This window comes from Pokkaliibacter sp. MBI-7 (assembly GCF_029846635.1).
In the GTDB taxonomy this organism is placed as follows: Bacteria; Pseudomonadota; Gammaproteobacteria; order Pseudomonadales; family Balneatricaceae; genus Pokkaliibacter.
Genome location: NZ_JARVTG010000001.1, coordinates 2,071,665 through 2,088,951, shown reverse-complemented (window position 1 = coordinate 2,088,951; position 17,287 = coordinate 2,071,665). Strand labels below are relative to the sequence as shown.

Annotated in this window: 24 protein-coding genes; 11 read left to right on the top strand and 13 right to left on the bottom strand. The window is 59.1% G+C overall.

Annotated elements, in window-relative coordinates:
• Window positions 1-3: 3 nt before the first annotated feature.
• The 3 genes from pspC to pspA are packed head-to-tail and all read right to left on the bottom strand — an operon-like array spanning window position 4 to window position 1,330.
• Entirely contained in the window at window positions 4-393 is a 390-nt protein-coding gene (gene pspC, locus QCD60_RS09345) for an envelope stress response membrane protein PspC (RefSeq protein WP_104152629.1), read from the bottom strand.
• Window positions 393-653, bottom strand: a complete 261-nt coding sequence (pspB, locus tag QCD60_RS09340; protein ID WP_279784568.1) for an envelope stress response membrane protein PspB — start codon at window positions 651-653, stop codon at window positions 393-395. The genes pspC and pspB overlap by 1 nt, the downstream gene beginning before the upstream one ends.
• On the bottom strand, window positions 653-1,330 hold the full coding sequence (gene pspA / locus QCD60_RS09335; RefSeq protein ID WP_279784566.1) for a phage shock protein PspA: 678 nt from the start codon (window positions 1,328-1,330) through the stop codon (window positions 653-655). The genes pspB and pspA overlap by 1 nt, the downstream gene beginning before the upstream one ends.
• A 230-nt stretch (window positions 1,331-1,560) precedes the next feature.
• On the opposite strand from pspA, the gene pspF reads away from it, so the two are divergent.
• Window positions 1,561-2,607: a phage shock protein operon transcriptional activator gene (gene pspF, locus QCD60_RS09330; RefSeq protein WP_279784564.1), complete on the top strand. Its 1,047-nt coding sequence runs from the start codon at window positions 1,561-1,563 to the stop codon at window positions 2,605-2,607.
• 28 nt (window positions 2,608-2,635) lie between these two features.
• Here the strand turns inward: pspF and cyaY are convergent, their stop codons facing one another.
• Entirely contained in the window at window positions 2,636-2,959 is a 324-nt protein-coding gene (gene cyaY, locus QCD60_RS09325; RefSeq protein ID WP_279784562.1) for an iron donor protein CyaY, read from the bottom strand.
• Between the two features lie 108 nt (window positions 2,960-3,067).
• Between cyaY and QCD60_RS09320 the strand changes: the two genes are divergently transcribed.
• From QCD60_RS09320 to QCD60_RS09290, 7 genes are all read left to right on the top strand, one after another.
• Window positions 3,068-3,277: a lipoprotein gene (locus QCD60_RS09320; protein ID WP_279784560.1), complete on the top strand. Its 210-nt coding sequence runs from the start codon at window positions 3,068-3,070 to the stop codon at window positions 3,275-3,277.
• A 199-nt stretch (window positions 3,278-3,476) separates the two neighbouring features.
• Complete coding sequence (gene dapF / locus QCD60_RS09315; RefSeq protein ID WP_146074226.1) at window positions 3,477-4,307, top strand: diaminopimelate epimerase; 831 nt, start codon at window positions 3,477-3,479, stop codon at window positions 4,305-4,307.
• Window positions 4,304-5,032, top strand: coding sequence for a DUF484 family protein (locus QCD60_RS09310; protein ID WP_279784556.1), 729 nt, complete (start codon window positions 4,304-4,306; stop codon window positions 5,030-5,032). Before dapF ends, QCD60_RS09310 begins: the two co-directional genes overlap by 4 nt.
• Window positions 5,033-5,080: 48 nt before the next feature.
• Window positions 5,081-5,980 (top strand): tyrosine recombinase XerC, encoded by a 900-nt coding sequence (gene xerC, locus QCD60_RS09305; RefSeq protein WP_279784554.1) that lies wholly within the window; start codon window positions 5,081-5,083, stop codon window positions 5,978-5,980.
• Window positions 5,931-6,677: an HAD family hydrolase gene (locus QCD60_RS09300; protein WP_279784552.1), complete on the top strand. Its 747-nt coding sequence runs from the start codon at window positions 5,931-5,933 to the stop codon at window positions 6,675-6,677. The genes xerC and QCD60_RS09300 overlap by 50 nt, the downstream gene beginning before the upstream one ends.
• An 11-nt stretch (window positions 6,678-6,688) precedes the next feature.
• The gene (locus QCD60_RS09295) at window positions 6,689-7,174 is read left to right on the top strand and encodes a GNAT family N-acetyltransferase (protein WP_279784550.1); all 486 of its coding nucleotides are present in this window, start codon (window positions 6,689-6,691) and stop codon (window positions 7,172-7,174) included.
• 95 nt (window positions 7,175-7,269) lie between these two features.
• Window positions 7,270-8,082: an NERD domain-containing protein gene (locus QCD60_RS09290; RefSeq protein WP_279784547.1), complete on the top strand. Its 813-nt coding sequence runs from the start codon at window positions 7,270-7,272 to the stop codon at window positions 8,080-8,082.
• Window positions 8,083-8,148: 66 nt separating this feature from the next.
• Here the strand turns inward: QCD60_RS09290 and QCD60_RS09285 are convergent, their stop codons facing one another.
• The 8 genes from QCD60_RS09285 to QCD60_RS09250 all read right to left on the bottom strand — a co-directional run bounded on the left by QCD60_RS09285 (window position 8,149) and on the right by QCD60_RS09250 (window position 13,546).
• Window positions 8,149-9,426: a dihydroorotase gene (locus QCD60_RS09285; RefSeq protein WP_279784545.1), complete on the bottom strand. Its 1,278-nt coding sequence runs from the start codon at window positions 9,424-9,426 to the stop codon at window positions 8,149-8,151.
• Between the two features lie 12 nt (window positions 9,427-9,438).
• Window positions 9,439-10,467, bottom strand: a complete 1,029-nt coding sequence (locus QCD60_RS09280) for an aspartate carbamoyltransferase catalytic subunit (RefSeq protein ID WP_243410203.1) — start codon at window positions 10,465-10,467, stop codon at window positions 9,439-9,441.
• Between the two features lie 43 nt (window positions 10,468-10,510).
• Window positions 10,511-11,023 (bottom strand): bifunctional pyr operon transcriptional regulator/uracil phosphoribosyltransferase PyrR, encoded by a 513-nt coding sequence (gene pyrR / locus QCD60_RS09275; RefSeq protein ID WP_104152618.1) that lies wholly within the window; start codon window positions 11,021-11,023, stop codon window positions 10,511-10,513.
• On the bottom strand, window positions 11,024-11,494 hold the full coding sequence (gene ruvX, locus QCD60_RS09270; protein ID WP_279784542.1) for a Holliday junction resolvase RuvX: 471 nt from the start codon (window positions 11,492-11,494) through the stop codon (window positions 11,024-11,026).
• On the bottom strand, window positions 11,487-12,059 hold the full coding sequence (locus QCD60_RS09265; protein ID WP_104152616.1) for a YqgE/AlgH family protein: 573 nt from the start codon (window positions 12,057-12,059) through the stop codon (window positions 11,487-11,489). The genes ruvX and QCD60_RS09265 overlap by 8 nt, the downstream gene beginning before the upstream one ends.
• Before the next feature lie 71 nt (window positions 12,060-12,130).
• On the bottom strand, window positions 12,131-12,451 hold the full coding sequence (locus QCD60_RS09260; protein ID WP_279784538.1) for an antibiotic biosynthesis monooxygenase: 321 nt from the start codon (window positions 12,449-12,451) through the stop codon (window positions 12,131-12,133).
• A gap of 170 nt (window positions 12,452-12,621) precedes the next feature.
• Window positions 12,622-12,840: a TOBE domain-containing protein gene (locus QCD60_RS09255; RefSeq protein WP_104152614.1), complete on the bottom strand. Its 219-nt coding sequence runs from the start codon at window positions 12,838-12,840 to the stop codon at window positions 12,622-12,624.
• 154 nt (window positions 12,841-12,994) lie between these two features.
• Window positions 12,995-13,546, bottom strand: coding sequence for a GNAT family N-acetyltransferase (locus QCD60_RS09250; protein WP_279784535.1), 552 nt, complete (start codon window positions 13,544-13,546; stop codon window positions 12,995-12,997).
• A 107-nt stretch (window positions 13,547-13,653) separates the two neighbouring features.
• Between QCD60_RS09250 and QCD60_RS09245 the strand changes: the two genes are divergently transcribed.
• Window positions 13,654-14,535, top strand: coding sequence for a LysR family transcriptional regulator (locus QCD60_RS09245; protein ID WP_279784533.1), 882 nt, complete (start codon window positions 13,654-13,656; stop codon window positions 14,533-14,535).
• A 3-nt stretch (window positions 14,536-14,538) separates the two neighbouring features.
• On the opposite strand, the gene QCD60_RS09240 is transcribed toward QCD60_RS09245, so the two are convergent.
• Window positions 14,539-14,946: a hypothetical protein gene (locus tag QCD60_RS09240; protein WP_279784531.1), complete on the bottom strand. Its 408-nt coding sequence runs from the start codon at window positions 14,944-14,946 to the stop codon at window positions 14,539-14,541.
• A 210-nt stretch (window positions 14,947-15,156) separates the two neighbouring features.
• On the opposite strand from QCD60_RS09240, the gene QCD60_RS09235 reads away from it, so the two are divergent.
• Together QCD60_RS09235 and QCD60_RS09230 are read left to right on the top strand one after the other, a co-directional pair.
• Window positions 15,157-16,062 carry a LysR family transcriptional regulator gene (locus QCD60_RS09235; RefSeq protein ID WP_279784528.1) on the top strand — a complete coding sequence of 302 codons (906 nt, stop codon included), beginning with the start codon at window positions 15,157-15,159 and terminating at the stop codon, window positions 16,060-16,062.
• Window positions 16,063-16,269: 207 nt separating this feature from the next.
• The gene (locus tag QCD60_RS09230; RefSeq protein WP_279784526.1) at window positions 16,270-17,199 is read left to right on the top strand and encodes an AEC family transporter; all 930 of its coding nucleotides are present in this window, start codon (window positions 16,270-16,272) and stop codon (window positions 17,197-17,199) included.
• Window positions 17,200-17,287: the final 88 nt, after the last annotated feature.

Genomic DNA, 17,287 nt, shown 5'->3' with positions numbered 1-17,287 from the left:
GCGTCACAGATCACGAAACTCTTTGTCATAGCGAAAGCGGTTGGAGGTGACATAGCGCTCCATCCGCTGCAGGCGGCGATCCAGCTCTCGCATCCGCTCTGCCAGGGCACGAGCGCGCTGGGTCAGGGGCTGCCCGTAATCAAACTTCGGCTGGCGTGGTTCGGCTTCCCGGGCGCTGAGCGGGCGGCGTTTGAGCAGAATGACCCCAGCCAGATAAAGCAGAACTCCGAGGCTGCCGCTAAATACAAACAGGGTCAGCATCACGATACGAGCCAGCCACACTGGCTGGCCGTAACTTTCTGCCAGCCCGGCACAGACGCCGGCGATCCAGCCCTGGCTGGAGCTGCGATACAGGTTACGCAGGTAACCATTGTCTTTATTAGCACTGTTCATCAGCTTCCTCCTCGACGGTAGTCATCCTCACGGGCGGTGCGCCAGCTCGGATGCTCCGCATCCAGAATGGTTTCCAGCGTGGTGACGCGTTTTTCCAGCCGTTCCGCCACGCTCAGGGAATCCTCCAGCGTCTGGCGCTCCTCATCACTCAGGCCCTTGTTTTGTCGTGAACGGGTCCAGTAATGCAGGATCAGCCAGATGGGAGCGACGACGGTGAGAAAGATCACCGCCGGCACGAAAAAGAACACCAGCATGCTCATTAGCTCTCGCTCCGTGCATCACCATTCATCCGGGCCTTCAGGGCTGCCAGTGCTTCTTCCACCTTATCGTTGCGTTCAAGCTCTGCAAATTCATCATGCAGGCTGCGGCCACGGCCCAGATCCTCAGACTCCAGTTGTGCCTCCAGATCATCCATCTTGCGCTCATAGGCGTCGAACTTGCGGAACGCCTCTTCCAGCTTCTCGCGGTTGCCACTACGACGCATGTCCATACGTGAACGGCTGGTTTGCTCGCGTACCAGCAGGGTTTTCTGCTTGGCTTTGGCATCATCCAGTTTCTGTTGCAGCTGTCCGATTTCCTCGTGCAGCACCTGCAACTGTTCTTCAATAACGGTGAGTTCGCGGCTGCAGGCTTTGAGGCTGTCTTCTACCGCCTGCTGTTCAGCCAGAGCGGCGCGGGCCAGGTCTTCGCGCCCTTTACTGATCGCCAGCCGGGCTTTAGATTCCCAGTCGCCGGCTTCTTGTTGCAGGCGGGCCACCCGGCGCTCCTGTTCTTTGCGGTCGGCGATGACCCGGGCGGAGGTGGTGCGGACTTCCACCAGTGTTTCCTCCATTTCCTGAATCATCATACGAATCATCTTGGCCGGGTCTTCAGCACGGTCGAGCAGGGCGGTCAGGTTGGCGTTAATGATGTCGCCGAAGCGTGAAAAAATTCCCATGGTGGTTCTCCTTTTGATCAGGGCGTAAATCAGGTTGTGACCACCGATATATAGCGATAGCTGTGCCAGTGTTTTTAACTCACTGTTTTTGAAGTGTTTTTGTCATTATTGCTGCGCTGTTAAAGGCCCTTGGCTCAATAGTTTTGGCTGAATACACCTTTTTATGGTTTTTTTGACTACAGTAACTGGCTCAGATAACCAGATTTCGAGATGTGTTACAGGGAGGAGCTATGGCGTCGGCCAGGCAGAACATCATCGGCAGTTCGGAAGCCTTGCACCAGGTACTGCAACAGACGTCGAAAGTTGCGGTGCTGAATCGACCGGTGCTGGTTATAGGTGAGCGCGGTACCGGCAAGGAGCTGATTGCAGAGCGCCTGCACTATCTGTCCGGGCGCTGGCAACAACCCTATCTGCAGGTCAACTGTGCGGCGATGAGTGAGCATCTGCTGGAGTCGGAGCTGTTTGGTCACGAGGCAGGTGCTTTTACCGGTGCCAGTCGCAGTCGTGCCGGGCTGTTTGAGCGTGCTGATGGTGGCACCCTGTTCCTTGATGAGCTGGCGACCGCCTCACTGCAGGTGCAGGAAAAGCTGTTGCGGGTGATTGAGTACGGCCGCTTTGAACGGTTGGGTGGTAGCCGCACTCTGCAGGTCGATGTCCGGGTTGTCGCTGCTACCAACGCCTGTTTGCCTGAGCGGGTCGCATCGGGAGCGTTTCGCGGTGATCTGCTGGATCGCCTGGCGTTTGATGTAATCAACCTGCCGCCACTGCGGGTGCGGCAGGATGACATTGCCGAGCTGGCAGAGCATTTTGCTCTGCGTATGTCGCTGGAGCTGCAGCGTGAATACTTTGCCGGATTCTCGCCAGCCGCTATGCGAGAACTGTTGGAATACACCTGGCCTGGCAATATTCGTGAGCTGAAGAACGTGGTGGAGCGCAGTGTCTATCGCCATGAAGAGCCGGCAATGCCTGTTCAGCATATCGTGCTGGATCCCTTTGCAGTCAGCTGGCAAGCCTATCCGTTTGCCGGGGTTAACGATAAGGCCGCTTCGCCGGTCGATTCCAGGCAGAAGAGTGGCAACGAGGCTGCACCGGTGTGTTATCCCTTGGATCTGCGAGCGCTGCTGGAGCAACAGGAGCAGCAGCTTATTGGCCAGGCGCTGACCGCGCATGGCTTTCATCAGCGTCAGGCTGCCGCTGCTCTGGGGCTCACTTACCACCAGCTGCGAGCGGCTTTGCGCAAGTACCCTGAGTTGCTGGCGCAGCGTCAGGGTAATTGAGAAGGGGAGGGTATGCCGGGCTGTGGCCTTACAGATCAAATGCCAGCGTTTCTCCGGCCTGAGCACGCAGTGCCTCCTGCAGGCGCTCTGCCAGGGTTCCGCCCTTGGCTCTTTCCAGCCAGCATTGCCCGTCACTGTCCCAGTCGAAGTGATAACCATCCTGTTTGGTCGCCAGCCACAGCTGTTTGACCGGTGTCTGCCGGGTCAGAATGATGCGGCTGCCGTTCTCACAGATGACGGTCAGAATGCCGTTGTTGAGATTAACGTCGAGATCGCTTTCGGCATCATCAAGGATGGTTTCCACCTGCTCCAGCGTGTCGTCAACCTGCTGGTGGAATTCGCTCTCGGTCATCTGTTGCTCCTGATTAACAAATAAACATTTTGGGTGGGATCGCCTGTGGCGACGGGCTATAATCGCCTAATTGTTTTGCTGGTCCAACGGCTTTTTTCAAGAGCTGTGATGCTCGCCAGTGATTCTCTGTGGCCAGCCCTGCTGGGCGCCTCTCCTGATATCACCGTACCCAGGCAGGCGTTGCCTGGTCAGATAGGAAACCGGTCAATGCGCATAGTGTTTGCTCTGCTGATTCTCACCACCAGCCTGCTGGCCGGATGTGGTAACAAGGGGCCGCTGTATTTGCCTCAGCAGTCTTCGGCGCAGACCAGCCAGTGATGCTCGTCTGAGTGGCGTGTATACCCTGTGGCCACCTCCAGCATCAGCTTGGCGGTGCTGAGGGAGTGGGTTATAAAGAACATTCTAGGCATCACTCTGCTGTGTAAAGCCGAGTGCCAATCATCGAAAGTGGAACAGTTCTGGCAAGGTGTTTCTCAGCCAGCCAAACTGGACTAGCCCTGGGCAGGATTAAAGACAAGTGTTGATACGTTTTACCAAGATGCATGGCCTGGGCAATGATTTTATGGTGCTGGATCTCGTTACCCAGCGCCTGTCCCTGAGCACTGAAAAAGTGCGTGAGCTGGCCGACCGGAACTTTGGCATTGGCTTTGACCAGCTGCTGGTGGTTGAGCCGCCCAGCAACCCCGAAATGGACTTCCGCTACCGTATTTTCAATGCTGATGGCTCCGAGGTGGAGCAGTGCGGTAACGGTGCCCGTTGTTTCGCCCGTTTTGTGCGGGAGAAGCGCCTGACCGGTAAACGTGAAATCGCGGTAGAAACCGCCAAAGGCATCATTCACCTGTTCCATACCGATGATCATCAGGTGCGGGTGAACATGGGGGCTCCCTTCCTTGAGCCTGCCGACATTCCCTTTGTTGCTGATCTGCGCGCTGCGACCTACAGCATTGCCGCTGGCAGCAGCATGTATGATATTTCTGCCGTTTCCATGGGCAATCCTCATGGTGTGCTGGTCGTCGACAACGTCGATACTGCCCCGGTGCTGACACTGGGGCCTGTGCTGGAGCGCCATGAACGCTTTCCGGCCAAAGCCAATATCGGTTTTATGCAGATTTTGTCCCGCAAGGAAGTACGTTTGCGGGTGTTTGAACGAGGTGTGGGTGAAACCATCGCCTGCGGCTCCGGCGCCTGTGCTGCAGTAGTAGCAGGGCGGCTTCGTGGGCTGCTTGATGAGCAGGTCAGTGTTCATCTGCCGGGCGGCACCCTGACTATCCAGTGGGCAGGTGAGGGCAGTCCGGTGTGGATGACGGGCCCGGCGACCACCGTGTTTGAAGGGCAGATCCATATATGAGCAGAAAGGTGCAGACCAGCCCTCTTCCTGAGACCCCCACCGCCGAACAGGTGGCCGACTACTTGCGGGAACATCCCGAATTTTTCGTCGACCACCCGGCGGTGCTGGAAGAATTGCGTATTCCCCACGCCTGTGGCCCCGCAATTTCTCTGGTGGAACGGCAACTGCACCTGCTGCGTGAGCGTAATGGTGCGCTGTCTCACCGGCTGGACGAAATGATCGACACCGCCCGGGAAAATGACCTGATCTTTGAAAAGACCCGCCGTCTGGTACTGGGCGTTCTGCAGTCTGCCAGTCTGGAAGAGCTGGCGCGGGTGCTTGACCGCCATCTCTGCTTTGAGCTGCGTGCCGATCGCTGCGAGTTGCTGATCATCGACGATGAGGATGCCTGGGTAGCGGCGGGCGTGCGTCGGGTGGAGCGCAATGAAGCAATGAGCATCATCGGCAGTCTGGTGGATTCGCGCTGGGCCGTCTGTGGTGAGCTGAGCGATGAAGAAAAGTACTACCTGTTCATCCATGACTGTCATCGTATCGGTTCCGTGGCTCTGGTACCGCTGATGGTCAACAATGTCACCGTCGGTGTGCTGGCCATGGGCAGCTACGACCGTCAGCTGTTTCACTCCAGTCTGGGAACGCTGTTTCTGGATTACGTCGGTGAAGTGCTGACCCTGACCCTGCCACGTCTGCTCGATGCTGTGCCGCCTGTCGCGGTTAACGCCGAGTGATCATCCGCGTTGCGCTGAACCCGCATGTCAGCTTCTGGTAATGCGCCCATGACCGTCTGGCCTGATGCCTTTCTGCAGTATCTGCAGAAGGAGCGCCACTACTCTGACCATACCCTCGATGCCTATCAGCGGGATCTGCACGACTGCCAGCAATGGCTGCAACAGCAGCAGCTGGACTGGCAGACGCTGGACGCCGCCCATCTGCGTCGCTTCCTCGCTTCGCTGCGACAGAAGCAGCAAAGTAGCCGCACACTGCAACGCAAACTGTCTTCCCTGCGGGCGTTCTATCGCTACCTGCAAACACAGCAGCTGATGCAGCGTAATCCCTGTGATGGCGTGCAGGCACCCAAAGCCGATAAGCCGCTACCCGACGTGCTCAGTGTCGATGACCTGCAGCAGCTGCTGGACGTCAGCAGCACCGATCCACTGGAATGCCGCGATCTGGCGATGATGGAGATGCTGTACTCCTCGGGCCTGCGTCTGGCTGAACTGGTGGACCTGGATTGCGCTGACGTCGATTTTGCACAGCAGCTGGTACTGGTGCGCGAAGGTAAGGGCGGTAAGAGCCGTCTGGTGCCGGTTGGGCGCAAAGCCATTGACGCCCTGCGCCGTTATCTGAGCCTGCGGCCGACCCTGCTCAAGGGGCGCGGTGAAGCCGCCCTGTTTCTCAGTCAGCAGGGCAATCGGCTGGGCGCCCGCGCCGTACAGCAACGCCTCAGTCGCTGGGCCAGACAGCAGGGGCTGGGTCAGCATATGCACCCACATCAGCTGCGGCATTCCTTTGCCAGCCACATTCTGGAGTCCAGTGGAGATCTGCGCGCGGTGCAGGAACTGCTGGGCCATGCGGATATCCGCACCACTCAAATCTACACTCATCTGGATTTCCAGCATCTTGCCCATGTCTATGATCAAGCCCATCCCCGTGCCCGTAAAAAATCCTCATCTTGACTGGATCTGCTTCGATCTTGACGACACCCTGTGGGCGGTCGAGCCGGTCATTGATCGTGCCAACAGCCGCATGTTCGACTGGCTGGCCAGCAACGTGCCGGGAGCGGCCGGGCAGTATTCAGTAACCGACTGGCCACGGCTGCGCGACGGAGTGCGTGAACGCTTTCCGGCCACCGCGCACAGTGTGACCGCCTTGCGCCAGACGGTGCTGGATGAGCTGATGGCGGCGCTGGGTCATCAGGGCGAGCAGGCGGCAGCCTGGAGTCAGGCGGCGTTCGAGGCCTTTCGTGTTGCCCGTAATGAAGTGGAGCTGTTTGCGCCGGTGGAAAGTATGCTGACGACCCTGCAGCAGGCAGGCTACCGTCTGGGTGTGTTCAGTAACGGCAATGCCGATTTGCAGCAGATCGGCATTGGTCGCTATTTTGAAGTGGTACTCAATGCCGATATGGTCGGTGCCGCCAAGCCCGAGGCTGCTGCGTTTAGTGCGCTGGTGCAGGCCTGCGGCTCGGAGCCCCGGCGTATGGTTTATGTCGGTGACCATCCGCATTACGATGTGGCCGGTGCCAATGCGGCGGGGCTGTTCAGTCTGTGGTTCAATCCTGAAGGCGTTGCCTGGCCTGCTGGGCAGCAGCGGCCGAGTCTGGAAGTGGCCTGTCTGTCTGAAATTGCAGCGGCGCTGGCGCTGTTGCAACCCTGAGGGATGATGTCATGACCCGCCGCGTTCCGGCCTCGCTCAGTGTGCGTAATGTTGATCCCTTTGATCCTGAGCTGAAGCGTCTGCTGGATGCGTCCAGCACCCTGATGCTGTCGTTGTATCCCGATGACAGCAATCGTCTGGATGGGCCCGAAGAGCTGGCACGCAGTCAGGCCTGCCTGCTGGGAGCCTATTGTGAAGGGCAGGGGCTGATTGCCTGTGGTGCGGTCAAGGTGCTTGAGGATGATGGCCGCTACGGTGAGGTCAAGCGCGTGTTCGTGCGCCCTGAAGCCCGTGGCATGGGGGCCGCCAAGGCGATTATGGCCGCGCTGGAGCAGCATCTGCTGCACAAGGGCATCACCCTGCTGCGGCTGGAAACCGGTATTTTCCAGCAGGAAGCTATTGGCTTATATCGGGCACTGGGATATCGACAGCGTGGTCCTTTTGGCCAGTATCAGGCTGACCCGCTCAGTGTGTTTATGGAAAAGCGTCTCGATTAACCATTCTCGACTGAAAGAGTCAGAGGGATACCACGGATGGTGCAGATACCTAACCCCTTACAGATGATCTGGCTGGCCGTGCAGCAACAGCCCTGGTGTGGTGCCTGCCGCCGCTGCTGGCCATACTCTGGCTGCTGCGACAGCCCTGGTGCAAGGGCATGCTCGGTGAAGCGGCAATCAATCGTGCCCTGCGCCGGCAGCTCGATACGCGGCACTATCATCTGCTGCACAACGTCACACTGCGTACCGACGAAGGTAGCACCCAGATTGACCATATACTGGTGTCGGTGTTCGGCGTCTTCGTGATCGAAACCAAGAATATGCAGGGATGGATCTTCGGAGACCGTCAGCAGGCGCAGTGGACCCAGCAGCTGTACCGGCACAAAAGCCACTTTCAGAATCCGTTACGGCAGAATTATAAACATGTGAAGGCGCTGCAGCAGGTGCTTGAGCTGGATATGGCTCACCTGCATTCTGTCGTGGTATTTACCTCTGCAGCCAGTTTCAAAACGGCCATGCCAGATAATGTTCTGTGTGGAACGACTGCACTGGTGCGCTATATCCGCAGCAAGCAGCAACGGATATTGGAAGAGGCACAGGTGCAGGACATTTATGAGCAGTTACAGCAGCAGCGTCTGGCGCCCACTCTGACGACTCATCGTCAGCATGTACGCCAGCTAAAAGCCAGACAGCGCCGCGAGCCTGAGCTGAGAGACGCGGTTGCCGTGCCTTCTGAGCCATCGACCAATGTGGGGCACCCGCCATTGCTAGCAGGATGTCAACGTTGCGGTGCTGAGCTGATTGAGCGTGAGAGCAAGCGTGGCATTCACGCCGGGCAGCGTTTTCTGGGCTGCAGCCGCTACCCACAGTGTCGGTACAGGCAGGATTTGGGTGGAAAGGCAAAGTGATTAATCATCCATAAAACACAAGGGCGTCTGATGACGCCCTTGTTGTTTACTGAACTTATACCGTGCTTAGCTGGCCTGATAGACCAGCTCGCCGTCCACCAGGGTGTAGCACACCCGACCTTTCAGGGGCAGGCCCAGCAGGGGGGAGTTCTTGCCGCTGGAGCGCATGGCTTCTTCGGTCAGTATCCATTCAGCCTCAGGATCAAACACGCAGATATCAGCCACGCTGCCCAGCCCCAGCTGACCACTGTCCAGACCCAGTACCCGTGCCGGGCCCAGCGACAGTTTCTCGATCAGTTGATCCAGCGTCAGCACATCCTGTTCGACCAGCAACAGCGCCTGAGACAGCAGGGTTTCCAGACCGCTGATGCCGGGTTCGGTTGCGCCAAAGGGGGCGCGCTTGGCCGCTTCATCATGGGGCTGATGATCCGAGCAGATTGCACTCAGAGTGCCGCCCAGCAGCGCCTCACGCAGACCGGCACGATCAATGGCCGAGCGCAGCGGTGGGTTGACGTGGTAGAGGCTGTTGAAACCGTTGAGTTTGGCATCGGTATACAGCAGGTGATGCACGGCCACATCGGCAGTGACACGCAGGCCCTTGGCGCGCGCATCCATGATCAGCTGTGCCGCACGGGCCGTGGATAGCTGGCCGAAGTGGGCACGTACGCCGGTTTGCTCCACCAGCAGCAGATCACGGGCGACGGCGATGGTCTCGGCGGTTTCAGGGATACCGGGCAGGCCGAAGCGGACGGCGTTGGCGCCATCATGCATCACTCCGGCAGCAGACAGATCAGGATCCTGCGACTGGAAAATCACCAGCAGATCAAACGTCGCTGCGTATTCCAGGCAGCGCATCAGGGTCAGGCTGTTACGGATGGCATTGCGGCCATTGGAGACGGCGATGCAGCCGCTTTCCGACAGCCCCTGCATGTTGGCCAGCTGTTCCCCTTCCAGTCCCTTGGTCAGAGCACCGATGGGTAATACTCGGGTGAATCCGGCCTGACGGGCCTTGTCACTGATCAGCTTGGTCACGGCTGCTGAATCATTGACCGGGTTACTGGTAGGCGGGCAGCACAGGGTGGTGATGCCGCCCGCTGCTGCCGCGTGGGTTTCGCTGCGCAGGGTACCTTTGTGGGTGTAGCCTGGCTCGCGCATGGTGGCGCAGAGATCGATAAAGCCCGGGCTGACGACTTTGCCGCTGGCATCCAGTGTCAGCTCGGCGACGAAGCCGGGAATGGCAGCGCCAAGGCTGGCAATGCGGCCATCCTGCACGTAAACGTCCATCACTTCGTTGACATGGTTGGCCGGATCGATAACGCGGCCGCCAGTGATCAGTATATTCATGCTCATAATGCCTTAGCCCTCTGCACCCTGTTGTTTGGCCAGATCCTGCTGCTGTTGCAGCTGACCAGTGATGGCCATGGACATCACTGCCATGCGCACGGCAATGCCGTTGCTGACCTGGGTGAGAATGCGGGACTGTTCGCCATCCGCCACCGATGACTCGATTTCCACTCCGCGGTTGATGGGGCCGGGGTGCATGACGATGGCATCGGGTTTGGCGTAGGCCAGTTTTTCTTCGTTGAGGCCATAGAGGCGGAAAAACTCCGACTCGGACGGCAGCAGTGCAGTGTTCATGCGCTCTTTCTGCAGACGCAGGGCCACGATGACATCGACGTCTTTCAGGCCCTGTTTCATATCCCGGTAGATATTGGCACCCAGCGCCTGCAGGGTATCGGGCACCAGCGTCTTCGGCCCGATCAGCCGTACTTCTTCGGCACCGAGGGTGTTGAGCGCGTGGATTTCCGAACGGGCAACCCGCGAGTGCAGGATATCGCCGACGATGGCCACCTTGAGCTTGCCGAATTCGCCCTTGCAGCGGCGAATGGTGAGCATGTCGAGCATGGCCTGTGTGGGGTGGGCATGGCGTCCGTCACCGGCGTTGATAATGGCCACGTCGGGGGTGACATTCTCGGCGATAAAGTGCGCAGCACCGCTGTCGGCATGGCGTACCACAAACATGTCGGCGCCCATGGCGCGAATGTTCCACAGGGTATCCTGCAGGGTTTCGCCCTTGGCAGTGGCTGAGGTGCTGATATTGAGGTTGAGAATGTCTGCCGACAGTTTCTGTGCGGCCAGTTCAAAGGTGCTGCGGGTACGGGTGGAGTTCTCGAAGAACAGATTGACCACGGTCAGGCCGCGCATCAGCGGCACTTTCTTGACCGAGCGGCCGTTGCTGTCGATGAACGACTCGGCGGTGTCGAGAATGTCGGTCAGCAGCTCGCGGCTGAGACCTTCCGTGGTCAGGAAATGGCGGAGCTGGCCCTGCTCGTTGAGTTGCAGTTGGTGCGGCGCTGCGTGACTCATGGCTGTAAGGTGGCTCATGGCAGATTTTTCCGAAAATATGGCCCCGTGGGGGCCATTTGAGTTAGGACGCTTTGCTCAGGATTTCCAGACCCAGAGGGTCGGGGCCGGTCAGCTTGATCTGCTGTTCCGGTTCCAGCGACAGATGCTGGCCAACAATGTCCGGCTGGATGGGCAGCTCGCGACGGCCAATGTCGTACAGACAGACCAGGGTCACGGAGGCCGGGCGGCCATAGTCGAAAATCTCGTTGAGGGCGGCACGAATGGTACGGCCGCTCATAATCACATCATCCACCAGAATGATATGCCGGTCTTCACAGTGAACAGGGAGTGAGGAGGGCTGCACACGCGGATGCAGGCCAATACGGGAGAAGTCATCGCGGTAGAAGCTGATGTCCAGCATGCCCAGAGGTTCTTCCAGCGCCAGCTTCTGCTGCAGGCGCTCGGCGATCCAGACTCCACCGCTGCGAATGCCGATCAGCAGAGGCGCGGTAATGGCCCGTTCTTCCAGGTAGCACTGAATCTCAATGCCGAGTTTGTCGATCAGGCCATCGATAGGCATGGGGGCCGATGACATCTACAAGTCCTCCAGTCGGGTATGGGCGGGGATAAACAGGCCGTCAGTCAGCCAGCTCTCCACGATCAACTGGGCAGCCAGGGCATCAACAGGGTCTTTGCTGAAGTGGCTGGAACCACCGCGCCCAAGGTGAATGGCCTTGGCTTCACGGGTGGTGAGTCGCTCATCGGCGAGGAAGCAGGGAAGCTTGAAACGTTCATGCAGGCGATTGGCGAATTTACGCGCCCGTCGGGCCATCTCGCTCACGCTGCCATCCATGTTCAGGGGAATTCCCACCACCAGAGCGTCCGGCTGCCAGTGGGCGAGTATTTTACTCAATTCGTCCCAGTCAGGGATACCGTCACGGGCATTAATTGGTTTAATCGGCGAGGCCGTTCCGGTCAAACTTTGACCGAAGGCAAGGCCGATGCGTTTACTGCCAAAGTCGAAACCCAATACGGTGAATGGGGTGGGGAGAGTCGTCTCAGCCATGTCCTGCTTGTGTCGATAGAAGGGTAAGGTCGACGCCGATGGAGCGGGCTGCCGCATCCAGACGTTGCTCAACCGGAGTGTTGAACAGGATACGGTAATCAGCCTTGCAGGTCAGCCAGGCATTTTCCGCCAGTTCATGTTCCAGTTGCCCTTCACTCCAGCCGGAATAGCCGAGGGCGATCAGATAATCAGTAGGGCCCTGATCCTGAGCGATGGCCTCCAGCACATCGACCGAGGTGGTCAGGCTCAACTGATCGTTGATCCGGAAGGAAGACTGCCACTCACGCTCGGTATTACGGTGCAGGACAAAGCCGCGCTCGGTCTTCACCGGGCCACCGATAAAAATGGGAGGGTTGCGTTTTAACGGCCGTGGCTGGGACATGTCCATGTGGCCGAGGATCTCGTCCAGATGCATCTCCAGCGGGCGGTTGACGATCAGGCCCATGGCCCCCTGCTCGTTATGGTCAAAAATATAGGTGACCGTACGGGCAAAGTGCGGATCGCGCATGCTGGGCATGGCAATCAGGAACTGATCGCTGAGTGAGGTAAGTGCTGATGTTGTCATGGGCTAAGTATTGGAGCCATCCGGCATTGCTGCAAGTTTAAAGGCGTTACAACTGATAAAGGCGCATTCGGTTATGTTTCTGGCGGCGGTGGGGCGGGATAGTGCTGCAGCGGCCGGTAGTGCCCGACCACCGGGAAGGGGTCATAGAAAGGATGCAGCAGCGCCCGCCACTGCTGATACTGTGCCGACTGACGAAAGCCCACCGTATGATCTTCGAGAGTGCGCCAGTGAGCCAGCAGCAGGTATTGATCAGGCTGCTCCAGACACTGCTGCAGCTCATGGCCAAGATAGCCGGGGGTGGCGGCAATCAGTGGCGCCGCCTGGCGGAACGCCTGCTCGAAGGCCGTGCTCTGGCCCTGACGAACATGCAGGATGGCAACTTCCAGAATCATCAGTGGCTCCCGTGCCGGTGCAACGTAAATCGATACAGATAGCAGCTAGCATAGCCTGTTGACGCGGGGCAGGTGGTAAAGAGTGGGTAAATAGTGCGGAGGTACCGACGCTGGTCAGAGCGAAGTGCTGTGGTGGTAGCCACAGCCACCCGCTCTGGCAGAGGGGCGCATTACTCCAGCAGGCCGATGGAGACCTCGGTGGATTTGACGAAGGCGACCACCGGCGACCCCACGGTCAGCCCCAGCTCCTTGACCGAGCGGGTGGTGATGACCGACGTGACGATGCCTCCCGGTGTTTCCACCTCGACTTCCGACAATACGGTATCGCTAATGATTTCCCGCACGACGCCACGAAACTGATTGCGTACGTTGATGGACTTGATGCTCATGCTGATCTCCTGACAGGGCAGCCACAACGGGTGGCTGTGGTGGCCAGTCTAGGAGAGAGACGGCGTCTGGCTAACCAAGGAATCTGGCAAAGCTTTTTCGATCAGCGGGTAAGCACGCCTGCCATCACTGCACAGGCCATTACAGCTCAGATCATCACTGCTCAGGGGCGCTGTGCTGTCCGCTGTTCAGTGGCCGCTGCAGAAAGGCGGTATCAATCCAGCGGCCAAATTTGTAGCCCACCGCGTTCAGCGTGCCTACCTGCACAAAACCCAGACGCTGGTGCAGGGCCATTGAGGCGGGCTCTCCTGAGTCGGCGACCACGGCGATCATCTGTCGCCATGGGCCCCGCTCACAGCGACGTATCAGCTCAGTGAGCAGTGCCGTACCCAGCCCCCGGCCGCGGGCATCGGTATGCAGATAGACCGAATCCTCGATGGCATAGCGATAGGCCGGACGTGGCCGGTACAGGCTGGCATAGCAGTAACCCACGACCCGCTGCTCCCATTCCACCACCAGAAAGGGCAGGCCGCGGGCCACCACGGCAGCGTGGCGCTGGCTCATTTCAGTCACATCCGGCGGCACCTCCTCAAAGGAGGCGGAACCATGCAGCACATGATGGGCATAAATAGCCTGTATCGCCGCCATATCGGCAGGCTCGGCATCACGGATGGAACAGGGCGACAAGGACGGTGTGGCGGCAGACATGGTGAATGGCTCGATGACAGGCAAGTAAGAAGGAAGACTGCAGGGTAGTGGTCACAGTGCTATAAAGGAAACTTTGTCTGTTTATGCACAGCATAAGGAAAACTTTGGTGACTACTTTCAGTCTTGATCAGCTGCGCTGTTTTGCCGAAGTGGTGCGCTGTGGCAGCTTTTCGGCCGCCGCGGATGTACTGGGCGTCACTCAGCCGGCCATCAGCCTGCAGATTCGCCAGCTGGAGAAACGGCTGGGCGTCGCACTGATTGAGCGTGTCGGGCGGCGCACGATGGCGACTGCCGCCGGTGAGGAGCTGCTGCGCCATCAGCAGCGGATCGATGCTGCAGTGGGCGATGCGCTGGCCGCAATGGCCCAGTATCGGCAGGGCGAGCTTGGGCAGGTGCGGCTTGGCACCGGCGCCACCGCCTGTATCTACCTGCTGCCCGGTGTGCTGGAGCAGTTGCGCCAGCAATGGCCTTCACTGCAGGTGACGGTCAATATTGGCAACACACGGGATATGCTGCGTGCCGTGGAAGAGAACCGGCTGGACATGGCACTGGTCACCCTGCCCGCGTCAGGCCGTATGCTGGACGTTACCCCCTGGCTGCAGGATGAGCTGGTGCTGGTCGCCTGCCGGGATGTCGCCCTGCCCGAACAGGCCAGTGCCGAGCAGCTGCGGCAGCATTCCCTGCTGCTGTACGAACCGGGTGGCAACACCCGACGGATTGTCGATGCCTGGCTGACCGAGCAGGCGCAGGAGGTCGAGGTATCGATGACGCTTGGCAGTGTCGAGGCCATCAAGGAGCTGGTCAAAGCCGGACTGGGCTGGGCTATCGTGCCCAGAATGGCGGTCGAGGCGCAGGCTGAGCTGCACTATTGCTCGTTATCGCCACCGCTGTTTCGCACCCTGGCGCTGGTCATGCGACAGGACAAGAGCCTGAGCAGGGGCTTGCAGCTGATGCGTCAGGCACTGTCGGAACAGTGCCGCGAATATTGAAGGTCAAGGTTTGGGGTTTAGCTGCAATGCTTTGACTATCAGGGCTCGGAACGCATCAGGATCGTGATTCAACAGTGACTGAAGACCGTTCAGGAGGGCTTCCTCATTGATCTCTTTATTCAGCTTTTTTATCGCTTCAATCTGTTTGTATGCAGCAACCAAACGCTCTCTGGCATGGTCTGCGTCCTTTGGGCTCACGACATCCGTGCTGACCAGTGGAAGTAAAACCTCTATGAGCCAGCCCAGCTGTGTGCCATAGCTGTAAGCGTCAAATATCTGCTGTTCCGTCCGACCATCACCTGCACCCATTCGGATACTGTCAAAGAACCATCGTGTGTGGGGTTCAACACTTTGCCGCAATGTGCCGCTGAATGGGTAATGGGGAGCCCAGTGAATAAACCATGGAAACATGTTCGCAATCCTCTATGGGGGAAAGGTATTACTTGGGCATGTCGGCGATAGGTTTTATAGGTATAACAGCCAGCATCGTTCTGGCGTATCTGATCAAGTAACAGGCAATCCTCGGATTTATTGCCATGCGGCATTGCTGTTTTGGACGCCAGGTCCATGGTGAAACTGGATTAATCTCTGAGTCATTAATCTCATGTTCAAGGAGACTCCATGTCACTACGTGCGCTGCGAACCCTGGTTGCCATTGCCCAGTACGGCTCCTTTGCCCGTGCTGCGGATGTGGTGTGCCTGACCCAGTCGGCGGTGAGTCTGCATGTCCGCAGTCTGGAGGAGGATTTCAATGCCCAGCTGTTTGATCGCAGCAAACGGGTGCCGGTGCTGACCGATGCCGGGCATCTGGCGGTACAGCGGGCGCAGGAGATTCTGGCGCTGTACGACGGCATCGCCGCCGAGCTGGGCGAGGGCGGTGAGCTGACCGGGCGTCTGCGTCTGGGCGCTATCCAGACGGCACTGGCAGGCGCGTTACCGGCAGCACTGGCCAGCCTGCACCAGCAGCATCCACGCCTGCGGGTGCTGGTCAGTGCAGGCATGTCGGCGGAGCTGGCGATTCGGCTGGATGCCGGCGAGCTGGATGCGGCAGTGACCACCGAGCCGGTCAAACCCTACCCTACCGGACTGGTCAGTACGCCGTTGTATCAGGAGGGCTTCTGGATCATCGCACCGGCGGCGTTAGCTCTTGAGGAAGGGCTGGACGGGCAGAAAGGGCGAGCCTTGCTACAGCGTCAGCCGTTTATCCGCTTCGACCGGCGTGCCTGGGCCGGGCGCACCATCGACAGCGAGCTGAAACGTCAGCGGCTGCGGGTGCAGACCGATATGGAGCTGGACAGTCAGGAAGCCATCATACAGATGGTCGCCAGTGGTCTGGGGGTGGCCGTGGTGCCGCTGGCCAGCTTGCAGCGCTGCCAGCGCGAGGGTTTGCACTGTCTGCCCTTTGGTGAGCCGCAGCTGTGTCGGCGGGTGGTGTTGCTGGAGCGGGAAGACCGTCCGGCCGGGCGTATGGCCATGGCGCTGGCGCAGGTCATCCGCAGTCACAGTGATGTGCCTATCCTTGAGTAGCGCTTGCCATCCTTGAGTAAAACTTGATGTTTCATCGATTTTATATCGATTTTTCTTGAGGTAAGCCGGGGCTATTCTGGGTGTCTATCGCTCAGACCGAGTCGCCAGCATGACGCCACACCTGCTATTTCTTCCGCCTTCTTTTCAGCTCCGCACAAGGGTCTACCTCAGCGTTTGCCCTGCACTGCTGTTGCCAGGTGAGGCGTTATGATTGCCCCGCTATTACTGGCGTTATTGCCCATCGTCCTGCTGATCACCCTCGGTGCCCTCCTGCGCCAGCGTGAGTTTGTTGCTGCGACCTTCTGGCCGCAGGCGGAGCGGCTGGGTTACTACGTGCTGTTGCCCGCGCTGTTTTTCCATGGACTGGCAACGGCCAGACTAGACGGCGTCCCCGTCACGGCGATGGCACTGACGCTGGTGACTTCCACGGTTGTGGTCGCCGCCGTCGTGGTGCTGATGCGGCGCTGGGTGAAGGCGGATGATCCGGCGTTCACCTCGGTATTTCAGGGCGGAGTGCGCTTTAACAACTATGTCGGTGTCTCCATGGCTGTGGGTCTGCTGGGAACGCAGGGGGTAGCACTGGCGGCCGTGGCCAATGCCTCCATCGTGCCGACGGTCAATGTGCTCTGTGTGCTGGTCTTTGCCCGCTACGGTCATGGCGCTGAGTTTTCGCTGCGGGCGGTGGTACAGCAGTTGCTGCGCAATCCGCTGCTGATGGCCTGCATGCTGGGGATGGCGGTGCGGATGCTGAATCTGACCCTGCCTGCTGGCATCGAGCCCTTCCTCAAGACGCTGGGACAGGCTTCGCTGCCGCTGGGTCTGCTCTGTGTTGGCGCTGCACTGGATTTCTCTTCGGTCCGGCGCTGGCTGCATCCGGTCAGTATGGCCTCGCTGGCCAAGTTTGCGCTGATGCCCCTGTGTACGGTGGTGGCCTGTCATCTGTTTGGTCTGACCGGGGTGGCGGCCATGGCTGCCCTGTTATTTCAGACCCTGCCAACCGCTTCTTCATCCTATGTGATGGCCCGCCAGCTGGGCGGGGATGCCCCGCTGATGGCCGGCATTATTGCCAGCCAGACGGTGCTGGCGGGGATTGCCATGCCGTTGTTGCTGCCGGGTCTGGCACCCTGGTTGAACTGATGAAAAAAGGCCATGCCTCGGGGCATGGCCAACAGCCCTGCGCCATGGCTTTCGGCCAGCCAGGGCGCAAGGTGCGGAGAGTCTTCTG

Excerpts from the sequence above, each read along its gene's own strand:
- pspC (WP_104152629.1), bottom strand. The coding sequence starts at position 393 with ATGAACAGTGCTAATAAAGACAATGGTTACCTGCGTAACCTGTATCGC.
- pspB (WP_279784568.1), bottom strand. The coding sequence starts at position 653 with ATGAGCATGCTGGTGTTCTTTTTCGTGCCGGCGGTGATCTTTCTCACC.
- pspA (WP_279784566.1), bottom strand. The coding sequence starts at position 1,330 with ATGGGAATTTTTTCACGCTTCGGCGACATCATTAACGCCAACCTGACC.
- pspF (WP_279784564.1), top strand. The coding sequence starts at position 1,561 with ATGGCGTCGGCCAGGCAGAACATCATCGGCAGTTCGGAAGCCTTGCAC.
- cyaY (WP_279784562.1), bottom strand. The coding sequence starts at position 2,959 with ATGACCGAGAGCGAATTCCACCAGCAGGTTGACGACACGCTGGAGCAG.
- QCD60_RS09320 (WP_279784560.1), top strand. The coding sequence starts at position 3,068 with ATGCTCGCCAGTGATTCTCTGTGGCCAGCCCTGCTGGGCGCCTCTCCT.
- QCD60_RS09310 (WP_279784556.1), top strand. The coding sequence starts at position 4,304 with ATGAGCAGAAAGGTGCAGACCAGCCCTCTTCCTGAGACCCCCACCGCC.
- xerC (WP_279784554.1), top strand. The coding sequence starts at position 5,081 with ATGACCGTCTGGCCTGATGCCTTTCTGCAGTATCTGCAGAAGGAGCGC.
- QCD60_RS09300 (WP_279784552.1), top strand. The coding sequence starts at position 5,931 with ATGTCTATGATCAAGCCCATCCCCGTGCCCGTAAAAAATCCTCATCTT.
- QCD60_RS09295 (WP_279784550.1), top strand. The coding sequence starts at position 6,689 with ATGACCCGCCGCGTTCCGGCCTCGCTCAGTGTGCGTAATGTTGATCCC.
- QCD60_RS09285 (WP_279784545.1), bottom strand. The coding sequence starts at position 9,426 with ATGAATATACTGATCACTGGCGGCCGCGTTATCGATCCGGCCAACCAT.
- QCD60_RS09280 (WP_243410203.1), bottom strand. The coding sequence starts at position 10,467 with ATGAGCCACCTTACAGCCATGAGTCACGCAGCGCCGCACCAACTGCAA.
- pyrR (WP_104152618.1), bottom strand. The coding sequence starts at position 11,023 with ATGTCATCGGCCCCCATGCCTATCGATGGCCTGATCGACAAACTCGGC.
- ruvX (WP_279784542.1), bottom strand. The coding sequence starts at position 11,494 with ATGGCTGAGACGACTCTCCCCACCCCATTCACCGTATTGGGTTTCGAC.
- QCD60_RS09265 (WP_104152616.1), bottom strand. The coding sequence starts at position 12,059 with ATGACAACATCAGCACTTACCTCACTCAGCGATCAGTTCCTGATTGCC.
- QCD60_RS09260 (WP_279784538.1), bottom strand. The coding sequence starts at position 12,451 with ATGATTCTGGAAGTTGCCATCCTGCATGTTCGTCAGGGCCAGAGCACG.
- QCD60_RS09255 (WP_104152614.1), bottom strand. The coding sequence starts at position 12,840 with ATGAGCATCAAGTCCATCAACGTACGCAATCAGTTTCGTGGCGTCGTG.
- QCD60_RS09250 (WP_279784535.1), bottom strand. The coding sequence starts at position 13,546 with ATGTCTGCCGCCACACCGTCCTTGTCGCCCTGTTCCATCCGTGATGCC.
- QCD60_RS09240 (WP_279784531.1), bottom strand. The coding sequence starts at position 14,946 with ATGTTTCCATGGTTTATTCACTGGGCTCCCCATTACCCATTCAGCGGC.
- QCD60_RS09235 (WP_279784528.1), top strand. The coding sequence starts at position 15,157 with ATGTCACTACGTGCGCTGCGAACCCTGGTTGCCATTGCCCAGTACGGC.
- QCD60_RS09230 (WP_279784526.1), top strand. The coding sequence starts at position 16,270 with ATGATTGCCCCGCTATTACTGGCGTTATTGCCCATCGTCCTGCTGATC.